This window comes from Tenacibaculum aiptasiae, assembly GCF_965221665.1.
In the GTDB taxonomy this organism is placed as follows: Bacteria; Bacteroidota; Bacteroidia; order Flavobacteriales; family Flavobacteriaceae; genus Polaribacter; species Polaribacter aiptasiae.
Window position 1 is genome coordinate 1,258,288 of sequence record NZ_CBDCSN010000002.1, and the last position, 12,035, is coordinate 1,270,322.

10 protein-coding genes are annotated in these 12,035 nt (G+C 30.3%); 3 read left to right on the plus strand and 7 right to left on the minus strand.

All coding sequences use genetic code 11. The annotated features are described in order from the left end of the window. Window position 1 precedes the first annotated feature (1 nt). The 5 genes from ACOQN8_RS06040 to ACOQN8_RS06060 form a co-directional block, all read right to left on the minus strand. A complete protein-coding gene (locus ACOQN8_RS06040; protein WP_420552002.1) occupies window positions 2–733 on the minus strand; it encodes a protein phosphatase 2C domain-containing protein in 732 nt (243 codons plus the stop codon). Between the two features lie 86 nt (window positions 734–819). After that, complete coding sequence (locus ACOQN8_RS06045) at window positions 820–2,154, minus strand: TlpA family protein disulfide reductase (RefSeq protein WP_420552003.1); 1,335 nt, start codon at window positions 2,152–2,154, stop codon at window positions 820–822. A 21-nt stretch (window positions 2,155–2,175) separates the two neighbouring features. Next, window positions 2,176–5,508 (minus strand): transcription-repair coupling factor, encoded by a 3,333-nt coding sequence (gene mfd / locus ACOQN8_RS06050; protein ID WP_299119337.1) that lies wholly within the window; start codon window positions 5,506–5,508, stop codon window positions 2,176–2,178. A 73-nt stretch (window positions 5,509–5,581) separates the two neighbouring features. After that, window positions 5,582–6,028 (minus strand): hypothetical protein, encoded by a 447-nt coding sequence (locus ACOQN8_RS06055; protein ID WP_272151022.1) that lies wholly within the window; start codon window positions 6,026–6,028, stop codon window positions 5,582–5,584. A 10-nt stretch (window positions 6,029–6,038) separates the two neighbouring features. Continuing rightward, a complete protein-coding gene (locus tag ACOQN8_RS06060; RefSeq protein WP_420552004.1) occupies window positions 6,039–6,740 on the minus strand; it encodes a class I SAM-dependent methyltransferase in 702 nt (233 codons plus the stop codon). Window positions 6,741–6,979: 239 nt separating this feature from the next. Between ACOQN8_RS06060 and ACOQN8_RS06065 the strand changes: the two genes are divergently transcribed. From ACOQN8_RS06065 to ACOQN8_RS06075, 3 genes are all read left to right on the plus strand, one after another. After that, entirely contained in the window at window positions 6,980–7,714 is a 735-nt protein-coding gene (locus ACOQN8_RS06065; protein ID WP_420552005.1) for a DNA/RNA non-specific endonuclease, read from the plus strand. A gap of 417 nt (window positions 7,715–8,131) precedes the next feature. Next, on the plus strand, window positions 8,132–8,566 hold the full coding sequence (locus ACOQN8_RS06070) for a TerB family tellurite resistance protein (protein WP_420552006.1): 435 nt from the start codon (window positions 8,132–8,134) through the stop codon (window positions 8,564–8,566). A 55-nt stretch (window positions 8,567–8,621) separates the two neighbouring features. After that, the gene (locus ACOQN8_RS06075; protein WP_420552007.1) at window positions 8,622–9,215 is read left to right on the plus strand and encodes a transporter; all 594 of its coding nucleotides are present in this window, start codon (window positions 8,622–8,624) and stop codon (window positions 9,213–9,215) included. Window positions 9,216–9,266: 51 nt separating this feature from the next. On the opposite strand, the gene gltX is transcribed toward ACOQN8_RS06075, so the two are convergent. Then, a complete protein-coding gene (gene gltX, locus ACOQN8_RS06080; RefSeq protein WP_420552008.1) occupies window positions 9,267–10,784 on the minus strand; it encodes a glutamate--tRNA ligase in 1,518 nt (505 codons plus the stop codon). Between the two features lie 326 nt (window positions 10,785–11,110). Continuing rightward, on the minus strand, window positions 11,111–11,935 hold the full coding sequence (locus ACOQN8_RS06085; RefSeq protein WP_420552009.1) for a hypothetical protein: 825 nt from the start codon (window positions 11,933–11,935) through the stop codon (window positions 11,111–11,113). Window positions 11,936–12,035 lie beyond the last annotated feature (100 nt).

Here is a 12,035-nt window from a genome sequence, read left to right on the forward strand (position 1 = left end):
ATTAAATCACTAATCTTAGAATAGCCAAATCGTCGGTTGGAATCTGGTTTTCTTTGGATAACTCTATCAATTTTCTATCTAAAAAATTGGTAGCAGACGCTTCTGGGATATCTTTTAATAGTGTTTGAATTATCTCTGATTCTTCCTTTTGATTTTCTTTGTTTTTAAGATTTTTAAAAGAATAAATTCCATCTGTACTGATAGATAAATCGTAGAACATTTCTATTGAAATTCGTTGTTTTTGTTGCTCAAACCAGAAATTAAAATCTTCATTCAAATGATAGCCCAGATAATCAGGTTTGTCTTCTTGTTCAAAATGATATTCTTTTCCATCAACACAAACCAATCCATCACCTACAACTATAATTTCTGCCTTAGCATTATTAGAATTCACTATTCCTAAAATTAAAGTAGATAACAACTCGTTAAATTCTAAATCTAACTTATTTCTAATGATTTTTAATTCATCAAAAAGCTCTTTTAAAACGTTTTCAAGTGTTAGTTTAGGTCCTGTAACTTCTTTCTCTACAAAAAACTTATATCCTGTCTTTTTAGCTATATTTCTTAAGATTTTGCCAAACAATATAGATGAAAAAACAGCTTCTTTCCCCGTGGAACATCCATCCATAACAGCTATTAATCTCTGATTATTGGATAGTTCTTCGTTTATTAAAAAATCTTCGCAGTAATGGGTGTGGAATTCTCCTCTCTGGAGCGTTGAGTATATCTTCATTCACCACAAAAGTAAACACTTTTTTATTAAAATTCTAAATACTTTAAAAACTAAAAAAACTCCTCTTTGAATAGAGGAGTTTTTAATTATTTGAGTAATTCATCTAAAACTTTTTCAGTTCTTTCATCTGAAGGTTTATGCATATTGGGATTCACAATTTTTCCTTCTGGTGATATTAATATAAATCTTGGAATTGAAGTTATACTATATGATTTTATAAATTTAGATTGAAAAGAATTATCTGCAAATAACTGTATCCCTTTCATTTTTTTAGATTCTAATGTTTCTTTCCATAAAGCATGTTTATCTTTCTTATCAACTGAAATCCCAATAAAAACTATGTTTTTGCCATGATATTTTTCTTCTAACTTTTTTATGTAAGGTATTTGCTGTAAACAAGGTAAGCACCAAGTAGCCCAAACGTCTATAAAAACATATTTACCTTTAAAATCGGTTAACTTAACTATTTTTCCATTTATATCATTAAATTCAAAATTAGGAGATGTTTTCCCTTCTTTTGTTTTTTTAACGTTTTCATATAACTTCTTGGCTTCTTTTAAAAACTCTTTGTGGGTAACATATGCTTTTATCAGCTTATAATATTCTTCTGATTTCTTTGGGGTTTTAGAAATACCATAATAAAAACTCAATAATACATCTAGCTTTAACGCTCCAGTTTTAATACTTCTAAAAAGCATATCCATTTCTTCTATATTTTCTGCTTTTTCTATAGCTTTTTTCCATTTTAAACCGGCTAAATTCTTATAGGCAGGTATTGTATTAAACAAATACTCATCATCATAATTTATATCTTTTAAAGGCTTTAAATAGCTTTCTGAAGGAGTAATTATTTTTCCAAAATAAAATTTTTGCAAATTTTCATAACTATATAAATCCAATAAGTAGTCATATTTTAAATCTTCTAATTCTTTCTCTACAAAAGAATCATCTAATTTTTTACTCATTAGCATATTTTTAACCTCTTCATTTAAGATTTTTATTTGCTCTGAATATTTATTCTCACCTACTTTATAAAACTTCTCAGTATCTTTTTTTCTCTCTATAAATAATTTTCTTTTATCTATTAAATACTGGTTTATTTTTGCTCCTTTCCCAGAAAAAGCAACTGTATTTATAAGGTCTTTTGCATCAAATGAAATAGTTAAATCGTCATTATTTTTTAGATACAAATAAATCATTTCATTATTCTTTCTTAGAATATAATATCCATCAGATAAATCAATTTTTCCTGTATTAAACGTACCTGTTGTATCTACTTCAATGTTTTTAACTACTCTTTCTCCAAGGTTTCGTAACGAAAAAAAAGTTCCTTTTTCATAATTCTCTATTTTTCCTTTTAATTCTTGACCTAATACTACTGCTGATGCAAACAGTATTAGTAGCATACTCATTTTTTTCATAGCTTATTTTAATTATTTAATTTACACTCTTTTTAAGGTTTCTAAGGCTTTATGAACCGAATCTATTTTTATAAATGTAATAAGTAAACGCAAGCCATTTTTGGTTTGTTTTTCCTTCATTACACAGCTTTTAGAATTACGTTGTACATATTGTAGCATCTTAGTAAATGCTTCTGTTTGGTAAAAAGCACTTTGCTGATCCGATACAAAATATCCAATCATTCGTTTTTGCTTTAAGATTATCTTTTCAATCCCTAATTCTTTTGCTAACCACTTGATACGAACACTGTCAAATAAATCTTGAACTTGTGTTGGATACTCTCCAAAACGATCGGTAATTTGACTCTCAAACTCAAGTAATTCTTCTTCTGTAGTTAGGGTAGATAACTTGTTATATAAACTTAAACGTTCTGTAACAGAATTCACATAATCGTCAGGGAAAAGAATCTCAAAATCGGTATCAATTTGCACTTCTTTTACGTATTCTTTTGGTGCATTTTCATCTACCGGATATAATTCTTTAAACTCGTTTTCTTTCAGCTCTTCTATAGCTTCTTGTAATATCTTCTGATAAGCATCAAAACCAATATCGTTAATAAATCCGCTTTGTTCACCTCCTAATAAGTCTCCAGCTCCACGAATTTCTAAATCTTTCATGGCTATATTCAGTCCACTACCTAATTCAGAAAACAGCTCTAAGGCTTGTATACGCTTACGAGCATCGTCTGTCATCATATGATATGGCGGTGTGATAAAGTAGCAAAAAGCTTTTTTGTTTGAACGTCCTACACGTCCACGCATTTGGTGAAGGTCAGACAGTCCAAAATTATTTGCATTGTTTATAAAAATCGTATTTGCATTAGGTACATCCAATCCACTTTCAATAATAGTAGTTGATACCAGTACATCAAACTCATTGTTCATAAAACCAAGCATCAATTCTTCTAGCTTTTTTCCTTCCATTTGACCGTGACCTATACCAATTTTAGCACTTGGTACCAATCGTTGTAACAAACCAGCTACTTCCTTTATATTTTCTATTCTATTGTGAATAAAAAACACCTGTCCTCCACGTGAAACCTCATAAGAAATTGCATCTCGAATGCTCTCTTCGCTAAAGCGAATTACATTGGTTTCTATTGGATGACGGTTAGGTGGTGGGGTTTTTATTACCGATAAATCACGTGCAGCCATTAAACTAAACTGTAATGTTCTTGGAATTGGTGTTGCAGTTAAGGTTAATGTATCTACGTTTTCTTTAATTGTTTTTAATTTGTCTTTTACAGCTACTCCAAACTTTTGTTCTTCATCAATAATTAACAGTCCTAAATCTTTAAATTTTATACTCTTGTTGGTTAATTGATGTGTTCCTATTACAATATCAACACTACCATCGGTAACTCCTTCTAAAACGCCTTTTCGCTGTTTTGCGGTTCTAAATCGGTTTAAATAGTCAATACTAACCGGAAAATCTTTTAATCGCTCAGAGAAGGTTTTAAAGTGCTGAAACGCTAAAACTGTTGTTGGTACTAAAACAGCTACTTGTTTTCCGTTATCTACTGCCTTAAATGCTGCACGTACGGCTACTTCTGTTTTTCCAAAACCAACATCTCCACAAACCAAACGATCCATAGGTTGTTCTTTTTCCATATCGGCCTTTACATCTTGTGTAGATGTGTACTGATCTGGTGTATCTTCATACAAGAAACTTGCTTCTAGCTCATGCTGCATGTGAGTATCTGGTCCAAAAGCAAATCCCTTTTGTAACTTTCTCTTTGCATATAACTGAATTAGGTTAAATGCTATATGTTTTACTCTTGCCTTGGTTTTCTGTTTTACCTTTTTCCAAGCTCCTGAACCTAGTTTATATACCTTAGGTGGCTTACCATCCTTTCCGTTAAACTTCGAGATTTTATGCAACGAATGGATACTTACATACAAAATATCGCGATCGCCATAAACTAGTTTAATAGCTTCTTGCTTTTTTCCTTCAACGTCTATTTTTTGTAATCCTCCAAACTTTCCTATTCCGTGGTCTATGTGAGTTACATAGTCGCCAATATCTAATTTTGTTAGTTCTTTTAGGGTTATTGACTGCTTTTTAGCATATCCATTCTTTAAACGGAACTTGTAATAACGCTCAAATATTTGATGATCTGTATAACAAACTATTTTGTTTTCTAAATCAACAAACCCCTGATACAAAGGGAATACAATTGTTTCATATGAAACATCTTGTTCACCATCTTCAAAAATATCGTGGAACCTTTGTGCTTGTTTTTCATTGGCACAAAAAATATAATTGGTAAATCCTTTAGCCGAAAACTCGTTAAAATTCTGAATTAATAAATCGAATTTTTTATTGAATGAAGGTTGTGGGTGAGTATCAAAACTAACTTTTGTTAGTTTTTCATCTACTGTTGTTCCAATTTTTACGGTTGTAAACTCTTGTAATTGATTTTTTATGAGTTCTCCATTACAAAATAACTCTTTAGGCTCCGAATGTTTTATTTCTGTAGATAATTCGGCAAATGATAGCTCTGCTTTTCTATAAAACTTATCTAAATTTCCTGTAAGAATATCAACATTCTTGACAAAAATGGCTGTTTTTGAAGAGATGTACTTTAAAAAACTCTCTCTTTTTTCTTGTAATGCCTTGTTTTCTACATTTGGCATTATACTTACTTTCTTCAGCTTTTCTTTTGAAAGTTGAGTTTCTACATCAAAGGTTCGAATACTATCTACTTCATCGCCAAAAAACTCTATACGATACGGTTCGTCATTGGAAAATGAAAACACATCAATAATTCCTCCACGTACCGAGAATTCTCCTGGTTCTGTAACAAAATCTACTCGATTGAAATTGTATTCAAACAGTACTTCGTTGACAAAATCTGGCGAAACATTTTCACTAACCGTAATTTTTAGTGTGTTTTTTTCTAGTTCTTTCTTAGTTACTACTTTTTCAAATAGAGCAGTTGGATAAGTAACTATAATGGCTGGTTTCTTTCGAGAATTAATTCGATTTAATACCTCTGAACGCAGTAATACATTCGCATTATCCGTTTCTTCTATCTGATAGGGTCTTCGATAAGAACCTGGGTAAAACAGTACGTTTTTATCGCCTAATAATTGCTCTAAATCGTTTAAATAATAAGCGGCTTCTTCCTTATCGTTTAGTACTAACAAGTAAGGTTTATCAGCTTTTTTAAATGATTCTGAAATAACAAAAGACAACGAAGAACCAACCAAATTCGTTATTTGAAAATGGTGTTGTTCTTGTTGAAGTGCACTAACAATCTGGTTTACATTATCCGATTGTTGGTAATAATTTACAATAGTTTGCTTACTCAACCTAAAAAATTTTGAGCTAAAATACGAGTATTATTTTTTTTCTAATTTTAAATTTTTCTAAAATTAGTTGCTTTTAACTATTGTTAGTTGTTTTAAATCTAATTTGCTTCTTTTTACTCTCTATTTGAACAATTTCATACTCTTTTTTTGTTATAAAATCTATGTCTTCATCACTTACTTCAAAACTTATATGTGTTAGCCATCTATTAGAAACATTGGAATAATCAGAGCTTATTTCTTTAGTATCAGAATCTATATACATTTCTACTTCCCCTCCCAAAAAAGATAACTCTACACCTTTAAATGTTTTTATTTCTGTTCTGCTAAGCATAGCTAATTCTAAGAACTTATAACCAGCCAATTCGTTGAATGTAATCCAAATACCTAATAGATTATTTCCTGCAATTTGATCACCTTTTATTTCATTTATCCTTCCTTCTGTATAAGTATCAACATGTGTTCTTTTCATAGCTCTAATGTTTCCAAAAGCAGCTAAAACTTTGTCTATTTTCTTTAGCATTTTATATAATTTAATTCGTTCTTTTTGTAGTTATCCAACCCATATAAATAGATGTTTGAAAAAAGCGTAAAGGTGCTTCAAATCCAGCTTCTATAAGCAATTCGCTTAATCGTTCTTCCGAAACTGCTTTTAACTTATTTTCTATACGATACAAGCGATTGTTTATCTCTTCTTCCGTAATTGTTTTTGGTAAAAGCTGTCTTAATATTTGTAAGTTTTCTTTGAGTTGTTTTTTAGTTCCTGTAATGTCTAATAATACCAATGGAGCGTTGTTTTCCAACCTCTCTGCTATGCTTTTTAGTAAGTTTAGCTTCGTACCATCATCTTCCATAAAATGCAGTACCAATAGTAGGGTAGCAGCTCCAAATTTTTGCGATTGATTTAAATCACTTACCAGTCCTTCGATTAAAGTTACATTTTTATATTCTTGTAGCTTTTTTCTAGCTTGTGCTATCATTTCTGGCGACGGATCTACTCCTAAAATTTCCCATTGCTTAGAATTCTCTATAAAATAGGCTATTTCGTTACCTGTTCCACAACCTGCTACTAGTAATTTTTTGTTGGTTATTTGACTTAAAATCTGTGGTAATTTGCTTAAAAAATAGTGGTAGTTTGGTATCCAAGCTTCAACAAATTCATTGTAATTAATAGCTCTTTTATCTTCAAATATTTCTACGTTTTCCATTGTTAAAAACCTTTTCTTTTCTGTCATTAAACTTAGTTATTTAATAGGAGAGGAGCAAAGTAGTTCTTCCAATTTTACATGTAGAAAAACGTTTAAAATATAGAAGTTTGTTTGTTTTTAAACTTACTACACGTGGAACTTTTCATTTTGTAAATACAATTTTTCTTCAGCCATATATTTTATAAACCTCTTAAAATTAACGTTTTACAAATATTTAATTAACTTATTTTCAGTAATTTAACAACTAAATTTTATAAAAAAGAAAAATGAATAATCCATTTCAAATCCAACCTGAACTTCGTTATGGTGCTCCAGTATGCGATGAAATTTTAGTAGGTCGTTATTTTACTATTGGTTACTCTTGGTATTTCAGACAAGCCAAATGGACACTAGAAATTATTAACAGAAATAAGTATTTGCTAACCAAAGCAGATCGTATGAATAATTTTCGTGCTGATACTAGAGTTCCTAAACGTTTTCGCGCTGGTTTAGGGGCTTATAAAAATAGTGGTTACGACCGTGGACACCTTGTGGCCAGTGCAAATAGTGATATTCTGGAAATTCAAAATAGTGAAACCTTTTTACTATCGAATATGTCTCCTCAAAAACCATATTTTAATCGTAGAATTTGGAGAAAATTAGAAGAAGCTATCAGAAAACTCAACGACAAACCAGAAATTTTAGAAACATATGTACTTACCGCTCCTGTTTTCTATTTTGATCAAAAAATTAAAACTATTGGCGATTCTTCTAACGAATATGGTATCGATGTTCCTATTCCACATGCTTTTGTTAAAAGTGTTTTAGCTGAAGACGATAAAGGTCGTTTGTCATTATGGACTTTTGAAATGGAGAATAGACAATTAAGTGGTGAATTAGAAGATTATTTAGTTGTTACCTATGACGCCGAACAAAAAGTTGGTGGAAGATTTTGGGATCGTATCGATGGAGGTGATCTTCATCAACAAAAAAAATTTCCAAATCCTATTTGGGATTATTAATTGAGATGTTTCACATGAAATTTTTTTCATGTGAAACATTGTTTAAGATTTATTTTTTTTAATAGAATTTCCTTATCTAATTTTTAATTTGATCATAAAATTTTATTTAAATTTTCAAAAAACACTCAAAAGTGAATTTTTGAGTCAAAAAAATGTAAAAACTTAATTTTAGGTGGTTTTTAGAGTGTTTTAAATAAATAACAACAATTCTATAAGGCCATTTTTAAAATACGCTTAAAAAAACCTTGAGGAAGCCGTTTTAATTACTAAAATTTATATTTAAAAACAACAACATAAAAAAAATCAATTCTTGTTTTTTTGACAAATTTCTTAAATTTAATAGAAAAGTTACTCGTGACTTTTTTTTAATCCCTGCTTCTAAATATTAAAAACTTATTAATCTTAAAAAATTTAGATATGGCTATTTCAGATTTATATTCAAGCGGAAAACACAAACAAGAAAAAGGTCATTTTGCCAGTGTTGTAAAAATTGCAAAGACTGATGGAATTATTTCAGAAGGAGAGCAGAAACTTTTAGATAGAGCTGTTAAAAAATTACACATTAATAAAAGTGAGTATGATGAAATTTTAAAGAATCCTGAAAAATTTCCTGTCAATCCTCCTGTGAGCTACGATGAGCGTATTGAACGTTTATATCGATTAACTAAAATGATTTTTGCCGATGAACACGTAGACAAAGATCAGGTGATTTTAATGCAAAAAATAGCTGTTGCTTTACATTTTCCAACAGATAATGTTGAAAAAGTATGCGATGAAGCTTTGCACTTAGTATTGAACGATAATGACTTGGATGATTTTACTAACGCAATAAAAAAAGTAAACGCTATTTAAACAGATTTATACTAAATTCGCGCTAACCAAGTTATTATAATAAATCTACTATTTAATGAAGAATAAAATTTTACTTATAGCCGTACTTTGTTGTTCTATTAATTTGTTTTCCCAAAATTTGAACGATACCTGGCAAATTGGTATTGGTATGGGAGTTACTAAATTTAGTTCAAGTGATGCTGCTTTTATTGGCGATGGACATCAATTTCAAGTACCTGTTATTAGCTTAACTATGCCTGTTGGTGAGCGATTCTCTTTAGACGGAGCTATGTCTGTAAACACTATTGATGATATTGGTTTAATTGAAAATTCTGCAAAGTATTTTTCGTTAGACTTGTCTTTACGTTATAATTTAAATCCGCTCTTTGAGAATTTTAGCCCTTATGTTTTTGCTGGAGGGAGTGTTGTTGATTCTGATAGAAAAATGACACCAACGTTTAATATTGGTGCGGGTGGTATTTACTGGTTAACCGATACTATAGGTATAAATCCTCAAGTATATTACAAGCATTCATTAGAGAGCTTTGAAAGTATGCGTTCTCATATTCAAGGGACATTAAGTGTTGTATTTAGGTTGAATTGGAATAATATGTCTGGTGGTAATTCACCTAATAAATCAAGTGCTTCATGCTACTATAATCAGTTTTAGATACAAAACTAAACACATAAAAAAATCCGGTTTAAAACCGGATTTTTTTATTTATGATAACTTCTCAATTGCATTTTTTATGCGTTGTAAGGTAGTTTCTTTTCCTATCATTGTCATAATTTCAAACAAATCTGGTCCTGCTAACTTACCAACTAAGCTCAAACGAAGTGGTTGCATTACTTTACCAAATCCTATTTCTTTTGAAGTAATCCATCCTTTAATTTCAGTTTGTGCATTTTCAATTGAAAAATCTTCAATATTAGAAATAACTTTTGTTAATTCAGTCATTAAAGCTCCTGTTGTTTCTTTCCATTGTTTTTTTGCTGCTTTTGCATCATATTCTGTAGGATTTTCAAAGAAGAAACTTGATAAATCCCAGAAATCAGCTACAAAAACGGCTCTTTCTTTTATTAAAGAAACAACTTTCTCTGTATAATCTACATCACTATTGATTCCTTTTTCTTCAAGAATTGGCAAGTATAAATCAGTCAACTCTTTATCTGTTTTAAGCTGTAAATACTGCTGATTAAACCATTTTGTTTTGTCTGGACTAAACTTAGCTCCTGATTTACTAACTCTTGCTAAATCGAATGTTTTTATTAATTCTTCTAAAGAGAAAATTTCTTGCTCTGTACCAGGATTCCATCCTAAGAAAGCAAGCATATTAATAAATGCATCGTTAAAATATCCATCTTCTTTATATCCTCTAGAAACATCTCCTGATTCTTCGTTGGTATATTCTAATGGGAATACTGGAAAACCTAATTTATCTCCATCACGTTTGCTTAATTTTCCTTTTCCTACTGGCTTTAAAATTAATGGTAAGTGTGCAAATTTTGGTGCATCCCAACCAAAAGCTTTATACAATAACATGTGAAGTGGGAGAGAAGGCAACCATTCTTCACCACGAATTACATGTGATATTTCCATTAAATGATCATCAACAATGTTTGCTAAATGATACGTTGGCATTCCATCTGACTTAAATAATACTTTATCGTCTAAGGTATTTGTGTCTATTTTAATAGTCCCACGTATTTCATCTTGCATAATTAATGTTTCGTCTTGTGGTGTTTTAAAACGAACTACATATTTATCACCAGCAGCTATTTTAGTAGCTACTTCTTCTTCAGAAAGCGCTAAAGAGTTTTGTAATTTTTCGCGATTATGCCAATTGTAGATAAATGTTTTACCATTTTCTTCATGGTTTTTACGATGCGCATCTAACTCTTCAGCAGTATCAAATGCATAATATGCCCATCCTTTTTCAATTAATAAATCGGCATATTGTTTATATAATTCTTTTCGTTCTGACTGACGGTATGGTCCGAATTTTTCATTTTTCCCTGGTCCTTCATCAAATGGTATGTTACACCATTCTAAAGAATCTATGATGTATTGTTCTGCATTTGCTACATAACGAGTTTGATCTGTATCTTCAATACGTAAAACAAAAGTTCCGTTATATTTTTTTGCAAATAAATAATTGAATAATGCGGTTCTAACACCACCCATGTGTAATGGTCCTGTTGGACTAGGAGCAAAGCGTACTCTTACGTTATCAGTCATTGTTTTTAATTTGAAAGCGCAAAGATAGTTTTAATATAATCATAAAAAAAGCGAGCCTAAGCTCGCTTTGTATTATTTGAATTGGCAGAAACCATTTAAACAAAAAGAATCCCAAGGTGGGCAATCTTTGTATGTAAAGCATCTAATATTTCTCCATCCTCCGTTCACTAATTTTTGTTCCTTTTTACTTAAAGCAACACCTAGTTTTGAAATGTTTTTTAACATAATTAAAGTTTAAGTTTGGTTAGTTGATAACGCAAACTACTTTATTTTTATGTTTCATAGTTTTTTTTTGCCATAAAAAAAGTAAGGGTTTTCCTTACTTTTTAAAATTTGTGATATAATCCGAAAGTTAACGCTGCCTTTTTAGGTACATTTCTTCCAGCAAATGCTCCTCCGAAACCAAAATTAACTCCTGTTTTATCGCTAACTTCTCCTATTAGTTTTAATCCAAATGCAGCAAAACTTTGATCATTTACGTATAATCCCGTAGCAACATTTTGAATTGGTAAAGCAACATCTCCGTTTTTAAGAGAAGCTACACCATCTAAAAATCCAGCAACCCATAACCAATCTATAGCTTTATAACCTATTTCTCCACCTAACTTATATGTACTACTATAATCGTTAGTTCTAATATCAAATCCTGTTGAAGCTTGAATATACCATCTATCAAATCCTCTACCTGCAATAAATAATGGTGTAACTGTCCAAGCATCGTAACCAGTTCTTAAACCAGAAGCAATTGAAAAACTACTTGTGTTAGCTTCAACTGTTAATTGACCAGTTAATAACCATTTTTTGTTGTAAAAGTTATGCTTAACTCCAATTTGAATATTTCCTAATGATGTTTTTGATTCCTCTGTAGTAAATGAAACTGGTTGTACTAAAGCACCAGATTTAACCATTTTTAAAGGTACAGAAGCTATTAAAGTTGTTTTATCTGAAAGACCATACTCTCCATATAATTGTAAAGTATTATCATTTATTTTACGATTAGTGCTGTAATCTGGGTTACCGTACAATGCATCATAATTAGAAATTGTAGTAAAAGATAATTGTACATATCCCTCGTTTTTCTTTTTCGTCCATGGACTTTGAGCTATAAGATTTACTGAAAATAATAAAAGTAAAATAGATAGTTTTTTCATGTTTAACGTATTTAATTTTTTAAAAAATAATTATTTCAAGGCTTTAGTAGCTATTAATGGTATTTTCTTACACATATCTTTAACAATAATTTACTTTTAA

What these genes read in the sequence shown, in the direction of transcription:
- ACOQN8_RS06040 (WP_420552002.1), bottom strand. Translation starts at nt 733, where the DNA reads ATGAAGATATACTCAACGCTCCAGAGAGGAGAATTCCACACCCATTAC.
- ACOQN8_RS06045 (WP_420552003.1), bottom strand. Translation starts at nt 2,154, where the DNA reads ATGAAAAAAATGAGTATGCTACTAATACTGTTTGCATCAGCAGTAGTA.
- ACOQN8_RS06055 (WP_272151022.1), bottom strand. Translation starts at nt 6,028, where the DNA reads ATGCTAAAGAAAATAGACAAAGTTTTAGCTGCTTTTGGAAACATTAGA.
- ACOQN8_RS06060 (WP_420552004.1), bottom strand. Translation starts at nt 6,740, where the DNA reads ATGACAGAAAAGAAAAGGTTTTTAACAATGGAAAACGTAGAAATATTT.
- ACOQN8_RS06065 (WP_420552005.1), top strand. Translation starts at nt 6,980, where the DNA reads ATGAATAATCCATTTCAAATCCAACCTGAACTTCGTTATGGTGCTCCA.
- ACOQN8_RS06070 (WP_420552006.1), top strand. Translation starts at nt 8,132, where the DNA reads ATGGCTATTTCAGATTTATATTCAAGCGGAAAACACAAACAAGAAAAA.
- ACOQN8_RS06075 (WP_420552007.1), top strand. Translation starts at nt 8,622, where the DNA reads ATGAAGAATAAAATTTTACTTATAGCCGTACTTTGTTGTTCTATTAAT.
- gltX (WP_420552008.1), bottom strand. Translation starts at nt 10,784, where the DNA reads ATGACTGATAACGTAAGAGTACGCTTTGCTCCTAGTCCAACAGGACCA.
- ACOQN8_RS06085 (WP_420552009.1), bottom strand. Translation starts at nt 11,935, where the DNA reads ATGAAAAAACTATCTATTTTACTTTTATTATTTTCAGTAAATCTTATA.